The organism is Micromonospora sp. WMMC264, from assembly GCF_027497275.1.
Lineage (GTDB): Bacteria > Actinomycetota > Actinomycetes > Mycobacteriales > Micromonosporaceae > Micromonospora > Micromonospora chalcea.
Genome location: NZ_CP114907.1, coordinates 4,485,967 through 4,503,014, shown reverse-complemented (window position 1 = coordinate 4,503,014; position 17,048 = coordinate 4,485,967). Strand labels below are relative to the sequence as shown.

Genomic DNA, 17,048 nt, shown 5'->3' with positions numbered 1-17,048 from the left:
TGTCGGGCACCGTGGGGAGGCTTGGAGGAGCACCTGTGACGCTGCTGCGCGACCTGATCGACATTCCGACGTCCGTCGGCGAAGGCGACTTCGTGGTGAAGGCGGCTGAGGGCGCCGACCTTCACCGGTACGTCGTCACCGACCAGCTTCGCGACAACTTCGCTACCGCGTTGCAGCGGATCGGCCACGCGGTCACGACCGGTCGCTCCCAGGCCATGTTCCTGCACGGCTCGTTCGGTTCCGGCAAGTCGCACTTCATGGCCGTGCTGCGGGAGATCCTGGCGCACAACCCCGACGCCCGGAAGATCAAAGGGCTGGAGGGTCCGGTGGTCGCGGCCGATTCCTGGCTCCCCGGCCGGAAGTTCCTCACGCTGACGCTGCACATGCTCGACGCGCGCTCGGTCGAGCAGGCGATTCTCGAGGGCTACCTACGCCAGATCACCGCCGCGCACCCGGACGCACCGGTACCTGCCGTACACCGGTCGGATGCGTTGTTGGACAACGCAGCGGGCCTGCGGCGGACGCTGGGCGACGACAAGTTCTTCGCCGCGCTGCGCGGTGGCGCCGCCGTGCCGGGCGCGGGCGGTCTCGGCCTGGCCGCGATGCGGGCTCAGGCCGAGGGCTGGACCCCGCAGCGGTACGCGGAGGCAGCCGCTCAGCCACCCGGCACGAAGGACCGCGACGCGCTCGTGAGTGCGCTCACCCAGACGTTCTTCAGCGGAGCGGTGCACAGCGCCGAATATCTCGACCTGGACAGCGGCCTCGCGGTCATCACCCGGCATGCCAAGTCCCTCGGGTACGACGGGATCGTCCTCTTCCTCGACGAGTTGATCCTCTGGCTGTCCGGCCGCATCGCCGACTACACGTTCGTCAACACCGAGGGAGCCAAGCTCAACAAGCTGGTCGAGTCCGCAGACGCGGCCCGGCCGCTGCCGCTGATCTCCTTCGTTGCCCGGCAGCGCAACCTGGAGGAGTTCCTCGGCCCGCAGGTCGGCGGCACCGAGCGGGAAGCACTGGCACACGTGATGCGCAGCGTCCAGGGCCGGCTCGGGGAGATCGTCCTCGCCGACACGAACCTGCCGGAGATCACCGAGAAGCGCCTGCTGCACCCCAACGACGAGGCGGCGCGGGCGGTCATCGACAATGCGTTCGCCGCCGTCCGGCACAACCGCGAGGTGTGGGACATCCTGCTGCTCGGCGCACAGTACGGCGACGCCGGCATCGGGTCCGACGCCACCGCCTTCCGCCAGCTCTACCCGTTCTCGCCGGCTCTGGTCGCCACCCTGGTCGCGCTGTCGCAGGCGTTGCAGCGTGAGCGCACCGCGCTGAAGGTGATGACCGAGCTGCTGGTCGAGCGGCGGGACACGCTGAAGGTCAACGACCTGATCGGGGTCGCCGCGCTTTTCGACCCGCTGGTGCTGCACGGCGAACTGCCCGATCGGCCGAAGCTACGTCAGCAGTTCGACGCCGCCCGCAACCTCTATCTGCGTAAGCTGCGGCCGCTACTGCTCACCCTCAACGGCATCGACGAAGAACGGGCAGCGACACACACCCAGTTCCAGCTCGACGACAAGCTGGTCAAGACCGTCCTGCTCGGCGCGTTGGTGCCCGAGGTGCCGGCGCTGCACAACCTGACCGCGGCCAAGCTGCACGCGCTCAACTTCGGATCAATCGCCTCGCCGATCCCCGGTTACGAGAACACCATGGTGCTCACCCGGCTGCGAAAGATCTCGCAGGACGCCGGCGAGCTGCACCTCACCGACGACCACGACCCGGTCGTGTCGCTCAAGCTGCACACCGTCGACTTCGACAAGCTGCTGGACCTGGTGCCGCACAACGAGACCTCGGCGGGCGTACGGCAGCAGTTGCTCCGCGAGCTGATCAGTGCGGAGATGGGCCTGACCGGCACCGAGGGGAGCCACGGCGAGTTGCAGCACCCCCGCGAGTGGCGGGGGCGGCGGCACGTCGTACAGGTCAAGTTCGGCAACGTCCGCGACCCGCTCACCATGCCGGTCGCCGCCCTGATCGCTCCTGGCGAGTCCTGGCGGATCGTCATCGACTATCCGTTCGATCCGCAGGACTTTCCCCGGAACGCGGACCGAGCTCGGATCGACGAGCTGCCCCGGGGTTCCAACACCGTGTTCTGGCTGCCGCTGTACCTGACCGACGACATGATGAGCCGGGTCGCCCAGCTCGCGAAAATCAACTACCTGCTCGGCGTGGGCGGCGCGGGGGAGCGGCTCAACACACTTGCCGCCGACTGGCCCCAGGCCGACCGGCAGCAGGGCCGGGTCTACCTGCTGCAGCGCCAGACCCAGCTCCGCGACGGCCTGATCACCGCGCTCAAGCAGGCGTACGGGGCCGCGAGTCCGCAACCCTCCGACGTGCACCCGGACAGCGTCGGCGTGCTGCACACCCTGGCCGATGGGCTGCGCATCGGCGACCCGAGAGGCGGCACGCTCGCCGACGCGTTCCGCAACCTCACCGGCGAGCTGCTGGACTGGTCGTACCCGGGCAGCCCGGCGCTGCCCGTCGACGAGAAGCCTTTGGCTCGTGCCGACCTGGCGAAGGTGTTCGAGTACGCCAAGAGGGCGGCGGCGGACCCCACCCACGGCGTCTCCATCGACTCCCCGGCCGACCAGAAGACGCTGCGCCGAATCTGCAACCCGCTGCAGCTCGGTGAGGTGGTCGACCACCGTTACGTTCTCGACATCAGCACCTGCTTCTGGAGCCGGCACCTGCTGCAGGAGGCGGCCCGGCAGGACTACCGGGACCGCTGGCCGGTACACGCGCTGCGCAAGCTGCTCGACCTGCCCAAGGCCCGCGGCTTCGATCGCGAGCTGCAGAATCTGATCATTGCGGTCTTCGCGTTCGAGCAGCAGCTCAGCTGGTACGACACCGGGGGCAAGATCAGCGTAGCGGCGGTCAACGGCGTGGAGGACCGTTTCGAGCTGCGCCACCCGCCGATGCCGGACGACGAGACCTGGAAGGCGGCGGTGAGTTTCGGCCAGCCCTTCTTCGGCGAGGTGCTGCCTCGGTTTCGCAACCCTGCCAACCTCGGCACTCTGGCCGGCACCATGCGTCAGGTCGCCACCCGGTATGCACGGCCCGCCGGTCAGCTCGTGGAGAAGCTGGAGTCGAACGCGACGCGTCTCGGACTCGACCCGCTCGCCGAGTGCGGTCGCCTGGCCACCGCACGGCGGGTCGCGCAGCTACTCACCGAGGTCGCCCAGGAACCCGACGACGTGGTGCTCGTCGCCGTGGTTGCCGAGGGCGAGCGGCGCCTCGGCGGTGTGGACGGCCACGCCGCGAGCCAGGTGTTCAAGCGGGCGCAGGAACTCACCGACGCGCTGACCGACGCGCAGTGGTCGGTGATCGACGCGATCAGCCGGCTGTCAGCGGCGCAGGACGACCCGCGCGCCCGAAGCATCATGGACCAGTTGCACGCCGCGGGGCGTGACGAGCAGCACGGTACGGATCTGGCCGAGGCGGTGCGACGAGCTGTCGAAGCGTCGGTCGAGATGCTCGCGGCACAGCGACCGGTGACCCCGCCGCCCCCGCCCCCTCCGGGGAAGGGCGTCGCACGAGGGAACCATGACCCGGTCGTCGATTCAGGGCCGGACGTCGTCCAGCCGTTGATCCCCCGACAGCGAGGGAACGGCAGCAACACGCCCGTCGAGCCGACACCGGCGGTCCCCGGGGAGACGACAGTCCACGACCTGGATGCGCTGGAGGAAGTTGTCCTTGGGATTCGAGCGGTGGTTTCCGCCGGACGTCCGGTTTCGATCGTCTGGCGGGTCGTCCTTCCGGAGCAGCAGGTATGAGCGTGCCAAGGGCCGCCGTCCGTCCGGCTGCGGTGCGGCGAAAGGTGGAGGCGTGGCTCGCCGAGCGGGACGACGCCGACGCCATCGTGCTGCTGGCCCGGCCGTACTGGACCGATGAGCCCGTGCTGACCGTGGGTGGCAGAACCGTGCGGGTGGTGCCCTGCCCGACGCCTCTGGCGGCGCGTGCTGCCCTGGCGGACCGGTCGGCGCAGGAGAAGCTCGTCCTGCTCACCGACCTCACCGACAGCGAGCTGGGTGACGGGCTGCTGGCGCACGTCAGCCTTCAGACCGGACGCAGCGTGGATCCCTGGGACCTGGTCAGCCAGGCGTTCGGTGGCCAGGTGCGACCGGACTCGACGCTGGTGCGCATCGGTCGCTGGGTTGCCGACGCGCTCACCGAACTGGCGCCGGCCGAGGGCTGGCCGCCGCCGACGGGAACCATCCTGACCCGCGACCACGCGTTGAGGCACCTCGCCGGGACGGTACTCGGACTCGAACCCGACGGGCTGGACGCCGCGGGACTGCTGCACTGGAGCACCGACGCTGCGGCGCAGATGCGCCTCAGCGAACTGCCGGCCGAATGGATCGACGGGCTCGGCACGTTCATGGTCGACGTTGCCGGTCCGGTCGCCGTACCGGTGCTGGCGGCCGTGCGCGCCGGGCAAGGGGTCGATGCCATCCCGCTGGGCCTGCTGACCGGCGTGCTCTGGCCGCGTGACTCCGCGCAGGCGTCGGATGTCGAACTCGCGGTGGCCCGGACCCGGCTGGAGCCGCGTTTCGCCGGTACCCGGCTCACCGAAACGCAGGCATGGGCGTTCACCGATGCCGCCGAGGCGTGGATCTACCGGGCTCTCGACGACGAGGCGGTCCGGCACGACGCGCACCGGCTGCTGCGCCGGGCCGAGGAGGTCGCCGGGGAGATCGGAGTGGCCGGCCGGCTCGCCGCTTCCGCCCTGTTGCCGGCCGGCTTCACCCAGCGGATGCGCGCCTTCGGCGCCGCGGTACGGCTGGCACTGCCGGTTGCCGGAGGTGCCGCGCCCGCCGCTGACCTGATCGAACGGGCGCAGGATCGGCTGGCCGAGGTGGAAGCCCACCGGTCGGCGGACCGGGCACGGGTGGAGACCGCCCGGATGGCGGTTCGGCTCCTGCGCTGGTTGGCCACACCCGATCAGGCGTCGCCCGCCACCATGCTCGACGCCGTGCACCGGCAGATCCGCGAGGACGGCTGGGTCGACCGGGCACGGCTTGACGTGTTCGACGGTGACGTGGATCAGCAGGTTGCCGAGGCGTACCGGATCCTGCACCAGGCAGTACACGCCCGCAGGTCCCGTCACGACCGTGAGTTTGCCGAGCTGTTGCAGGACACCACCGGCGCGGAGCGTGACCCCGGTGCCCTGTTGCGCGTGGAGGACCTGCTGGACCGAGTGGTCCAGCCGATCCTGGACCACGGCCGGCGCGTTCTGCTGCTGCTTCTCGATGGTATGGGAGCGGCGGCGGGTATCGAGATCGCCGAGTCACTGGGGCGTAGCGGCGCCTGGACCGAACTCACCCCGCACGGCGGGCAGCGCACCGGCGTCCTCGCCGCGCTGCCGACGGTCACCGCCGTCAACCGGTGCAGCCTGTTCAGCGGCATGATCAGGGTCGGTGACCGCAACGACGAGGTGAAGGGCTTCGCGGCCCGGTTCCCGGACGGGGTGCTGCTGCACAAGGCCGATTTGCGTACGTCGGCCGGTGTCGCCGTCGACCGTGAGGTCGCCGCGGCGATCGAAAATCCGGCGGTGCCACTGGTCGCCGCCGTCATCAACACCATCGACGATGCGCTCGACCGCAGCGACCCGGGTACCGTCGAGTGGAGCGCTGACACGGTCAGAGGACTGCGTGACCTGATTGCTGTCGCCCAGGACCGGGTAGTGGTGCTGGTTTCCGACCACGGGCACGTCGTCGACCGCGGCTCCGAGGCCCTGCTGTGCCGGGCGGAGAGCAGTGAGAACCGATGGCGTCCCGCCACTGGTGAGCCGGCCGACGGTGAGCTGCGCTTCCGCGGCAGCCGGGTGGCGCTCGGTGGGGGCGACCTGATTCTGCCCTGGAGGGAGGAACTGCGGTACGGCCCCCGCAAGGCCGGCTACCACGGGGGCGCGAGCCCGGCCGAGGCGGTCATCCCACTGCTGCTCTTCGCCTCCGGTGACGATGAGGCCGTCCCCGGATGGTCGGGAGCGCCGGTCGCCAGCCCGGACTGGTGGCGGGAACCGGTTCGGCAGACCGCACCCGAGGAGCAGCCCGCACTGCCCGTCCCTCGCACGGCGGCGGCCCGTCCGACCCGCCGTCCCCGTGCGGCGGTTCAGGACGAGAGCCTGTTCGATGTGCCGCCCCAGGCGCCGGTGGCGGCGGTCCTGCCCCCGCCCGCCGGTCCGCCGGCCCCGATCGACCCATCGTCCGCGCTCGTCGAGGCGCTGCTCGCCAGCCCGGTCTACGCCGACCGGCGGGGAAGTCGGGCACCCGTCCCCGACGAGCGGGTGGCTGCGATGGTCACCGCGCTGCTCGCCGGCAACGGCCGAGCGACGCTGGAGACGCTTGCCACCCGGGCGGAGGTGCCGGTGCACCGCATCTCCGCCACCTTCACCGCGCTCCGGCGGCTGTTGCAGGTCGAGGGCTATCCGGTGCTCAGCCTTGACCCGGACGGACGGACCGCGAAACTGGATATCCCCCTGATGATCGAGCAGTTTGTGCTGGGGCCCTCATGACGGTCGAGGTCAGCGCCCGCCGCCGACGGGACATCATCGACGCGCTGCGCCGGGGCGTAGTGCCGGCCAATGGCCTGGACGCGCTCGCGGTCGGTCTGGACCGGTTCACGGCAGCCCTCGACGAGGACCTGGACCGGGTGGCCGGTGCGGGCAGCGTGTTCAAGGCGGTCCGCGGTGAGTACGGGGCCGGGAAGACCTTCTTCACCCGGTGGCTCGGCGAACGGGCGAAACGGCGCGGCTTCGCGGTGGCCGAAGTGCAGATCTCCGAACTCGAGACGCCGCTGCACCGGATGGAGACGGTCTACCGGCGACTCGTCGAGCAGTTGTCCACCGAACAGTTCACACCGAGCGCGCTGCGGCCCGTACTCGACAACTGGATCTTCGCCTTGGAGGAAGATGTCTTGGCGGCCGGCACGGCTACCGAGGCGGACGCCGAAGCGCTCGACCGCGCGGTAGGTGCGCTGCTCGAAAGCCGCTTGGCGGACATCTCGCGGAGCACCCCCGCGTTCGCGGCGGCACTGCGCGGCTACCGCACCGCGCTCGCGGACGGCGACGATGTCACTGCGGGTGGTCTCGCCGCCTGGTTGGGCGGCCAGCCGCACGTCGCTGCGGCCACCCGGCGAGTCGCTGGGGTGAAGGGCGATCTTGACCACTTCGGTGCGCTCAACTTCCTACGTGGCCTGCTGGCCGTGCTGCGCGACAGCGGCCACCCTGGTCTGCTTCTGGTACTCGATGAGGTCGAGACGCTGCAGCGGGTTCGCGCGGATGCACGGGACAAGGCACTCAACGCCTTGCGGCAACTCGTCGACGACATCTACGCTGGCCGATTCCCCGGGCTCTTCCTGATGATCACTGGCACACCGGCGTTTTTTGACGGCCCGCAGGGCGTCCAGCGGCTCGCCCCGCTTGCTCAACGACTCGCCACCGACTTCGGCCCGGAACACCGTTGGGACAATCCCCGCGCCACGCAGCTCCGGCTCCCCGGCTTCACCGAGGACTCCCTGGTTCACCTCGGCGTGCGAGTGCGGGACATCTACGGTGGTGATCGGGTTTCCGCGCGCGTCGACGATGATTACCTCGGCGAACTTGCCCGCGCGGTAGCCGGACGGCTGGGTGGCCAGGTCGGGGTGGCACCCCGGGTCTATCTCAAGAAGCTCGTCGCGGACGTCTTCGACCGCGTCGACCAGTTCCCCGACTGGGACCCGCGCCAGCACTACGGACTGACCCTGCGGCCCGATGAGTTGACCGACGTCGAGCGGAACGTGGTCGCGGCCGACGACGTCGAGCTGTCGATGTGAGCGAGGGCGTCCCGCTGGACCCGGTGCTGTTGCATCACGTGGTCAACAGCCTCGGCTGGCCGGACCTACGTCCGCTGCAGCGTGCCGCCCTCGCGCCGGTGGCGCGCGGCGACGACGCGCTGCTGCTCGCCGCGACGGCCGGAGGCAAGACCGAAGCTGCGATCTTCCCGCTGCTCACCCGCATGGCGGGCGAGCGTTGGAGCGGCACCTCGCTGCTCTACCTGTGCCCACTGAAAGCGCTGCTCAACAACCTGCATCCGCGACTGGAACGGTACGCCGGTTGGCTGGGGCGCACCGTTGCACTCTGGCACGGTGATGTGAGCGCGACGGCTCGTCGCCGAGCATTGTGGCAACACCCTGACATTCTGCTGACCACACCCGAATCGATCGAGTCCATGCTGGTCAGCGCTAACGTGGACCACAGGCTCTTCCTGGCCGGGGTGCGTGCGGTGGTGGTGGACGAGGTGCATGCCTTCGCCGGCGACGACCGTGGCTGGCACCTGCTGGCACTGCTCGAAAGACTGGTGCGGGTGACCGGCCGGCCTCTGCAGCGGGTCGGACTCTCCGCCACCGTGGGCAACCCGGAACAGCTTCTCACCTGGCTGCAGGGGCCGGGAGCGGGCAGCCGTCCGGGCACCGTCGTCGCCCCCGGCCAGGTCACCGACGTTCGTCCCGTTGGTGGGCCTCCACCAGGTGAGGTCGAACTCGACTACGTGGGATCGCTGGCCAACGCGGCCGTTGTCATCGCCGCCCTGCACCGGGGGGAGAAGCGGCTGGTCTTCTGCGAGTCCCGGCAGACGGTCGAGGAACTGGCACAGCTGCTCCGCGAGCGCGGCGTCACCACCTTCCTGTCCCACGCCTCGCTCTCACTCGACGAGCGACGCCGGGCAGAGCACGCATTCGCCGAGGCCCGGGATTGTGTCATCGTGTCCACCAGCACGCTGGAACTCGGTATCGACGTGGGTGACCTGGATCGGGTGATCCAGATCGACTCTCCGACGACCGTCGCGTCATTCCTGCAGCGGCTCGGTCGCAGTGGGCGCAGACCGGGCAGTTCGCGCAACTGCCTCTTCCTCTGCCGCAGCGCGATGGAGCTGACCAGGGCCGCCGCTCTGCTGTCGCTGTGGGGCGAAGGCTGGGTGGAGCCCGTCCTCCCCCCGCCTGAACCTCGCCATATCGTCGCCCAGCAGATGCTCGCGCTCTGTCTGCAGGAAGGCCGCGTCGGAGACCGGCTCTGGGCGCAGGCGTGGAACGGCTTGCCCCCGTTCGACCGGAGCGCCGAGCCGGTCATGCGCCATCTGACGGACCAGGGCTACCTCGACAGCGACGGCGGGCTGCTGTTCATCGGCCTGCAGGCAGAACAGCGGTTCGGCCGGCGGCACTTCATGGAGCTGACCGCTGTATTCACCGGTCCGCCGGAGTTCACCGTCCTGCACGGGCGGCAGGAGCTGGGGCGAATCGACCCGAGCCTGCTCACCGAGGAGGTGCGGGGAGACCGCCGACTGCTGCTGGGCGGCCGGAGCTGGCGGGTCAACTACGTCGACTGGCGACGGCGGCGCTGCTTCGTGGAACCCGCGGACGGCGGCGGCCGGGCCCGGTGGACGTCGCAGGGTTGGCTCGGGTCGAGCTTTCCGGTGACTCAAGCCATGCGGCAGGTACTGCTCGGGAAGGACCCGCCGGTGCGATTGACCACGCGGGCCTCGAACCGGCTCGCGGCGATCCGTGAGGAGCGTTCGTCCCAAGTACACCCAGGCGGCACCTGTGTGGTGCGTTCTCGCGGAGATCTGCACTGGTGGACCTGGGCGGGTCTACGGGGCAACGCTACGCTGGCCGCCACGCTCAGTGAGGTGGTCGACCCCTCGCAGCGTTTCGACGACTGTGCCATCCGCCTCCGCCGGGATGTGACAAGGGCCCAGTGGCGAGCCCTGGTGACGGACGCCGGTCAGCGGTTGTGTCTTCCCGACATCGACAGGCGGGCTGTCGCCGGCCTCAAATTCGGCGCAGCCCTACCCGAGCGGCTCGCCGTCGCGACCTTGGCGGCACGCCTCGCCGACCTGGATGCGGCGGCAGCCGTACTGGCCGAACCGGTTCGCTTCACGGACGTCGGGTGTTAATAAGGGCCCCCTCCTCTACCGGAGGCGTTAAGAAGGGGCCCTTCCTTACATCACTCCGGGACGCGGCGGTAGGCGCCGTCGCTGGCCGAGGTCGCCATCGAGGCGTACGCGCGCAGCGCCGCCGACACCGGACGCTGCCGGTCGACCGGGGTGTACGGGCGGTCCCGCTTCTCCTCGGCCACCCGGCGCGCCTCCAGCTCGTCGGCGGGCACGTTCAGCTCGATCGACCGGCCCGGGATGTCGATGACGATCTCGTCGCCGTCGCGGACCAGCGCGATCAGCCCACCGGAGGCGGCCTCCGGGGAGACGTGCCCGATGGACAGGCCGGAGGTGCCGCCGGAGAACCGGCCGTCGGTGAGCAGCGCGCAGGAGCGGCCCAGCCCCCGGCCCTTGAGGAACGAGGTCGGGTAGAGCATCTCCTGCATGCCGGGGCCGCCCTTCGGGCCCTCGTACCGGATCACCACGACGTCTCCGGCGACGATCTCCTTGGCGAGGATCGCGGTCACCGCGTCGTCCTGCGACTCGTAGACCTTGGCCGGGCCGCGGAACGTCAGGCACTCCTCGGGCACGCCGGCGGTCTTCACCACGCAGCCGGCCGGCGCGAGGTTGCCGTGCAGGATGGCCAGGCCGCCGTCCGCGCTGTAGGCGTGCTCCCGGTCCCGGATGCAGCCGCCGGCCGCGTCGGTGTCCAGCGACGACCAGCGGTTGGTGGTGGAGAACGGCTCGGTGGTGCGCACGCCGCCCGGGGCGGCGTGGAACAGCTCGATCGCCTCTCGCGTGGCCGAGCCGCCGCGCACGTCCCAGTCGGCCAGCCACTTGTCGAGGCCGGGGGAGTGCACCGCGCGCACGTCTCGGTGCAGCAGCCCGGCGCGGTCCAGCTCACCGAGGATGGCCGGGATGCCGCCGGCCCGGTGCACGTCCTCCATGTGGTAGTTCGGCGAGTTCGGGGCGACCTTGGCCAGGCACGGCACCCGGCGGGAGATCGCGTCGATGTCGGCGACGCCGAAGTCCAGCTCGGCCTCGCGGGCGGCGGCGAGCAGGTGCAGCACCGTGTTCGTGGAGCCGCCCATGGCCACGTCGAGGGCGATCGCGTTCTCGAACGCCTCCCGGCCGGCGATCGAGCGCGGCAGCACCGAGGCGTCGTCGTTCTCGTACCACTGCTTGGCGATCTCCACGATCGTGCGCCCGGCCTCGACGAACAGCGACCGGCGTGCGGCGTGGGTGGCGAGCGTCGAGCCGTTGCCTGGTAGCGCGAGGCCGATCGCCTCGGTGAGGCAGTTCATCGAGTTGGCGGTGAACATGCCGGAGCAGGACCCGCAGGTCGGGCAGGCGGAGCGCTCGATCTCGCCGAGCTGGTCGTCGGTGACCGCCTCGTTCGAGGAGGCGATCATGGCGTCGATCAGGTCGATCTTGGAGTGCACGACTCCCTCGATCGCCACCGTCTTGCCGGCCTCCATCGGGCCGCCGGAGACGAAGACGGTGGGGATGTTGAGCCGCAGCGCGGCGAGCAGCATGCCCGGGGTGATCTTGTCGCAGTTGGAGATGCAGACCAGGGCGTCCGCGCAGTGCGCGTTGACCATGTACTCGACCGCGTCGGCGATCAGCTCCCGGCTGGGCAGGGAGTAGAGCATGCCGCCGTGGCCCATGGCGATGCCGTCGTCCACGGCGATGGTGTTGAACTCCCGCCCCACGCCGCCGGCCTCGGCCACCGCGTCGGCGACCAGGCCGCCGAGGTCCTTGAGGTGGACGTGACCGGGTACGAACTGGGTGAAACTGTTGGCGATGGCGACGATCGGCTTGCCGAAGTCGTCGTCGGTCATCCCGGTGGCCCGCCACAGGGCCCGGGCGCCGGCCATCGTCCGACCGTGGGTGGAGGTCCTCGACCGCAGCTCAGGCATGACAACCAGTCTGACACCATCCCGGCGGCGCGCCCCCGCCGCGCACCCTGTGTCCCAACAGTTGCACACCCGGTGCCCCACGGGGGGCGCTCATCCGGCACAGTTGACGCGTGCAGTCGTCCCCGGGGATGGTCACCGTCGCGGCGCTGAGCGGGATCGCCGCGGCCGCCGCCACGGTGCTGCTCGCCGCGTCCGCGCGGCGTCGCACCGGCCCTCGGCGGCAGGCCCACCTGCTGCTGGCCGTCGCCGCCGGGGCGGCCCTGCTCAGCCTGCTGGTCGGTCTCGGCGGTCTGCTCGCGGCCGGGGACCACTGGGCGCACCGGCAGGGCCAGCGGACCGGCTGGGCGGCAGTGGTCGCGGTGGGCACCACGCTCGCCGGGCTCGGCCTCGGCGCCGCCGTGCTCCGGCTGCCCGGCGCCGCCGCGACCCGCGCCGCCACCGCCCGGCTGCTGCTGGACGGCCTGATCATGGGCAGCGCGCTCTGGTTCGTCGGCTGGGTGGCGTTCAGCGAGCCGACCCGGCTGCTCGGTGACGCCACCCCGGTCGCCTGCCTGCCGATCGTGCTGGCCTCGATCATCGCGGCGCTGACCACCGGGCTGACCGTGATCCTGGTGCTGCGGGTCGCGCCGCCACGCGGGTGGCTGACCCTGCTCGGCGTCGGCGCGATAGCGGTGACCGCGGGCGGGCTGGGCGTCTCGGCCGGGCTCTGCCAGGCCGGTCCCGGCCTGGCGCTGACCGGCGCCACGCTGACCGCCGCCGGCCTGCTCGCCACCGCCGTGGCCGGACGCCGGGCCGACCTGACGCAGCTCGACGTCGATCTCATCCGCCGCGACGGCGAGTACGCCTTCGTGCCGATGTTCGCCATCGCCGCCTCCGCGATGTACCACCTGGTTCAGGGTGGCGGGTTCGACGGGTACGCCATCGTGGCCGGCACGGTCGAGGGCTTCGCCCTGGTCACCCGGCAGTACCTGGCGCTCAACGACGTACGCGGCTACGCGGGCCGGCTGGCCGAGCGGGAGGCGCACTTCCGTGAGCTGGCGCACACCGACCCGCTCACCGGGCTGGCGAACCGGCGCGGGCTGCTGCGGGCCCTGCACCGCTGCGCCGAGTCGGGCGTGCCCTGCGTCCTGCTCGGGCTCGACCTGGACGGGTTCAAGAACGTCAACGACATGCGGGGCCACGACGTCGGCGACGCGGTGCTGATCGAGGTGGGGCGGCGGCTGCGGGGCAACCTGCGGCCGGGTGACCTGGCGGCCCGGCTCGGCGGCGACGAGTTCGCGGTGCTGATGCACGGGTCGGCCGATCCCGGCCCGGTGGCCGACCGGCTGCTCGGGGTGCTCGGCCGCCCGTACGAGCAGGGGGACGGTCCGGTCTTCCTGTCGGTGAGCATCGGCGTGGCGGCCGGGCACGGCGACGCGGACGTGGAGCTGCTGCTGCGCAACGCCGACCTGGCGCTGCGCTACGCCAAGCAGCGGGGCAAGAACCGGATCGAGCGCTACGACGCCACGTACGACCAGTTGCTGAGCCGGCGTACCCGGCTGGAGCACGAGCTGCGCGGCGCGATCGAGCGCGACGAGCTGCGGCTGGTCTTCCAGCCGGTGGCCTCGCTGCCGTCGGTGCGTCCGGTCGGCGCCGAGGCGCTGCTGCGCTGGCGGCACCCGGAGCTGGGCAACGTCCGGCCGGACGAGTTCATCCCGCTCGCCGAGGAGTGCGGGATGATCGCCAAGCTCGGCGCGTGGGTGTTGCACCAGGCCTGCTACCAGCTCTCCCGCTGGCTCGCCGACGGGCACGACGTGTGGGTGTCGGTGAACGTCTCACCGCGCGAGCTGCACGCGCCGGAGTACGTGGTCCAGGTCGCCGAGGCGCTGCGCGCGCACCACGTGCCGCCGCAGCGGCTGGTGCTGGAGGTGACCGAGCACGCGGTCGCCACCGACCTGGACGAGCTGATCCGGCGGCTCACCGCGCTGCGGCTGACCGGCGTCCGGATCGCGCTGGACGACTTCGGCGCCGGCTACTCGTCGCTCGGCCAGCTCCGGCGGCTGCCGATCGACATCCTCAAGATCGACCACAGTCTGGTCGCCGAGCACGAGCCGGTCCGGCCGGTCGGGCGGGACGGTCCGGCCTTCGCGCCGATGGTCGACATCGTCATGCGCCTGGGGCATCAGCTCGGCCTGGAGGTGATCGCCGAGGGCGTGACCAATCCGACCGAGCTGGCCGCGGTGGTGGCCGCCGGCTGCCGGTTCGGTCAGGGGGCGCTGTTCGGCTGGGGCGTGCCGGCCGAGCACCTGGAGGCGATGCTGGAGGCGGCGACCGCGCCCGGGAACCGGCACACCGCGATGCCGCAGACGCCACCCGCGCCGCCGGCGCACAGCCCGTCGCCGTTGCTGCCCCGGTTGCGCAACAACCCGCCCGCCACGGTGCCCGCGCAGCGTCCTCCGATGGAGGGATCTTCGCAGGTGGCACCGGGGGTGGAGGGCATGCCGGGTACCGAAACGCCCACGTCCGTGAACCAAAATGTGGGATCAGTTGACTCATCGCGTGAGATGCGTCAGGCTTAGCCGCATGTCGTCGAACCGGTCGCCGCGAGTACTTACCTGAGCGCACTCTCCCACCGAGAGTGCGCTGGCCCCGTGCATCCTGCACGTGGGCTTTTTTGTTGCCGTCGGACCCATCGCGGGACCTCCGCGTCCCATCCTGAGAAGCGCGTCACCCACTCACTTCCGAAGGCTTGAACCGCCATGACGAGACCCACGCCCGAGACCCTCGCCCACACCGCCCGTCGTGCCCGTTCCGGCACCGGCGCGGCCGGTGACTCCGACTCCGCCGCCCGCCCCGGCCGTGCCGCCCCGGCGGCCGCCACCACCGAGACGCCCGTACGGGAGCCCGCCACCGCGCAGGTCTCGGGCGCCGGTTCGCTCGTGCGGTCGCTGGAGGCGCTCGGCGTCGACGTGGTCTTCGGCATTCCGGGCGGTGCGATCCTGCCCGCGTACGACCCGCTCTACGACTCCACGGTCCGCCACATCCTGGTCCGGCACGAGCAGGGCGCCGGGCACGCGGCCACCGGTTACGCGCAGGCCACCGGCCGGGTGGGCGTCTGCATCGCCACCTCCGGCCCGGGCGCGACGAACCTGGTGACGCCGATCGCCGACGCCTACATGGACTCGGTGCCGATGGTGGCGATCACCGGCCAGGTGGCCCGGCCGTCGATCGGCACGGACGCCTTCCAGGAGGCGGACATCCAGGGCATCACGCTGCCGATCACCAAGCACAACTTCCTGGTGCAGACGGCCGACGAGATCCCGCGGGTGCTGGCCGAGGCGTTCCACCTGGCCGCGACCGGCCGGCCCGGCCCGGTGCTCGTCGACATCCCGAAGGACGTGCTCCAGGCGCCGGCGACCTTCTCCTGGCCGCCCACGCTCGACCTGCCCGGCTACCGGCCCACGCTGCACCCGCACGGCAAGCAGATCCGCGAGGCGGCCCGGCTGATGACCTCGGCCCGCCGTCCGGTGCTCTACGTCGGCGGCGGCGTGCTCAAGGCCGGCGCCACCGAGGGGCTGCGCAAGCTGGCCGAGCAGACCGGCATCCCGGTGGTCACCACGCTGATGGCGCTCGGCGCGTTCCCCGACTCGCACCGCCAGCACCTGGGCATGCCGGGCATGCACGGCACCGTGGCCGCGGTCTACGGCCTGCAGAAGGCCGACCTGATCGTGGCGCTGGGCGCCCGCTTCGACGACCGGGTGACCGGCAAGCTCGACTCGTTCGCGCCGGACGCGACTGTGGTCCACGCCGACATCGACCCGGCCGAGATCGGCAAGAACCGGCACGCCGACGTCCCGATCGTGGGCGACGCGCGGCACGTCATCGACGAGCTGATCGCGGCGGTCACCGCCGAGCAGGCCGCGCACCCGTCGGTCGACCTGACCGACTGGTGGGCGCAGCTCGACGACCTGCGCGAGCGGTACCCGCTCGGTTTCGAGGAGCCGGCCGACGGCACGCTCTCCCCGCAGTACGTGATCAAGCGGCTGGGCGAGATCGCCGGCCCGGACGCGATCTACGTGGCGGGCGTCGGCCAGCACCAGATGTGGGCCAGCCAGTTCATCTCGTACGAGAAGCCGCACACCTGGCTCAACTCCGGTGGCCTGGGCACCATGGGCTACGCCGTCCCGGCCGCGATGGGGGCCAAGGTCGGCAAGCCGGACACCACCGTGTGGGCGGTCGACGGCGACGGCTGCTTCCAGATGACCAACCAGGAGCTGGCCACCTGCGCGCTGGAGGGCATCCCGGTCAAGGTCGCCGTGATCAACAACGGCAACCTGGGCATGGTGCGGCAGTGGCAGACCCTGTTCTACGGGGAGCGCTACTCCAACACCGAGCTGGGCACGCACAAGCACCGCATCCCGGACTTCGTCAAGCTCGCCGAGGCGCTCGGCTGCGTCGGGCTGCGCTGCGAGAACGCCGCCGACGTGGACAAGACCATCGAGGCGGCCATGGCGATCAACGACGCGCCGGTGGTCATCGACTTCGTGGTCGGCAAGGACGCGATGGTCTGGCCGATGGTCGCCGCCGGCACCAGCAACGACGAGATCATGTTCGCGCGGGGCGTGCGCCCTGCTTTCGACGAGGACGAACTCTAAATGACGATGCACACGCTGTCCGTGCTGGTGGAGAACAAGCCGGGCGTCCTGGCCCGGGTCTCCGGGCTGTTCTCCCGGCGCGGGTTCAACATCGACAGCCTCGCCGTCGGCGAGACCGAGAACCCGGACGTCTCCCGCATCACCATCGTGGTCAACGCCGAGTCCTCGCCGCTGGAGCAGGTGACCAAGCAGCTCAACAAGCTGGTCAACGTACTCAAGATCGTGGAGCTGGACCCGCAGGTGTCGGTGGCGCGGGAGTTGCTGCTGGTCAAGGTCCGCGCGGACCGCACGGCCCGCGCCCAGGTGCTGGAGACGGTCGGCCTGTTCCGTGCCCGGGTGGTCGACGTCGCGCCGGACACGCTGACGATCGAGGCCACCGGCACGCCGGACAAGCTCGACGCGCTGCTGCGTGACCTGGAGCCGTTCGGCATCAAGGAGATGGTCCAGTCCGGCACGGTGGCCATCGGGCGGGGTTCCCGGGCCATCACCGCCGGCCCGGCCCTGCGCGCCGCCTGATCCGTACCCACAAGTTTTTTCGA

Annotated in this window: 8 protein-coding genes; 7 read left to right on the top strand and 1 reads right to left on the bottom strand. The window is 71.1% G+C overall.

The features are described 5' to 3' along the window. The first annotated feature begins 35 nt into the window (after positions 1-35). From O7542_RS19500 to O7542_RS19485, 4 genes are read left to right on the top strand one after another with little or no spacing between them, the layout of a single operon-like run. Positions 36-3,824: a phage resistance protein gene (locus tag O7542_RS19500; protein ID WP_043326008.1), complete on the top strand. Its 3,789-nt coding sequence runs from the start codon at positions 36-38 to the stop codon at positions 3,822-3,824. Then, positions 3,821-6,565 (top strand): BREX-2 system phosphatase PglZ, encoded by a 2,745-nt coding sequence (gene pglZ, locus O7542_RS19495; protein WP_281604992.1) that lies wholly within the window; start codon positions 3,821-3,823, stop codon positions 6,563-6,565. The genes O7542_RS19500 and pglZ overlap by 4 nt, the downstream gene beginning before the upstream one ends. Continuing rightward, entirely contained in the window at positions 6,562-7,863 is a 1,302-nt protein-coding gene (gene brxD, locus O7542_RS19490) for a BREX system ATP-binding protein BrxD (RefSeq protein WP_043326004.1), read from the top strand. Before pglZ ends, brxD begins: the two co-directional genes overlap by 4 nt. Further along, on the top strand, positions 7,860-9,977 hold the full coding sequence (locus tag O7542_RS19485) for a DEAD/DEAH box helicase (protein ID WP_281604991.1): 2,118 nt from the start codon (positions 7,860-7,862) through the stop codon (positions 9,975-9,977). Before brxD ends, O7542_RS19485 begins: the two co-directional genes overlap by 4 nt. Before the next feature lie 50 nt (positions 9,978-10,027). Here the strand turns inward: O7542_RS19485 and ilvD are convergent, their stop codons facing one another. Continuing rightward, complete coding sequence (gene ilvD, locus O7542_RS19480; RefSeq protein ID WP_082931014.1) at positions 10,028-11,875, bottom strand: dihydroxy-acid dehydratase; 1,848 nt, start codon at positions 11,873-11,875, stop codon at positions 10,028-10,030. A gap of 110 nt (positions 11,876-11,985) precedes the next feature. Between ilvD and O7542_RS19475 the strand changes: the two genes are divergently transcribed. The 3 genes from O7542_RS19475 (at position 11,986) to ilvN (ending at position 17,025) form a co-directional block, all read left to right on the top strand. Next, positions 11,986-14,433 (top strand): bifunctional diguanylate cyclase/phosphodiesterase, encoded by a 2,448-nt coding sequence (locus O7542_RS19475; protein ID WP_043325999.1) that lies wholly within the window; start codon positions 11,986-11,988, stop codon positions 14,431-14,433. Between the two features lie 180 nt (positions 14,434-14,613). Continuing rightward, a complete protein-coding gene (locus O7542_RS19470) occupies positions 14,614-16,509 on the top strand; it encodes an acetolactate synthase large subunit (protein WP_113971839.1) in 1,896 nt (631 codons plus the stop codon). Next, entirely contained in the window at positions 16,510-17,025 is a 516-nt protein-coding gene (ilvN, locus tag O7542_RS19465) for an acetolactate synthase small subunit (RefSeq protein WP_018786257.1), read from the top strand. Positions 17,026-17,048: the final 23 nt, after the last annotated feature.

Coding starts and splice junctions, on each gene's coding strand:
- pglZ (WP_281604992.1), top strand. CDS start 3,821: ATGAGCGTGCCAAGGGCCGCCGTCCGTCCGGCTGCGGTGCGGCGAAAG.
- brxD (WP_043326004.1), top strand. CDS start 6,562: ATGACGGTCGAGGTCAGCGCCCGCCGCCGACGGGACATCATCGACGCG.
- ilvD (WP_082931014.1), bottom strand. CDS start 11,875: ATGCCTGAGCTGCGGTCGAGGACCTCCACCCACGGTCGGACGATGGCC.
- O7542_RS19470 (WP_113971839.1), top strand. CDS start 14,614: ATGACGAGACCCACGCCCGAGACCCTCGCCCACACCGCCCGTCGTGCC.
- ilvN (WP_018786257.1), top strand. CDS start 16,510: ATGACGATGCACACGCTGTCCGTGCTGGTGGAGAACAAGCCGGGCGTC.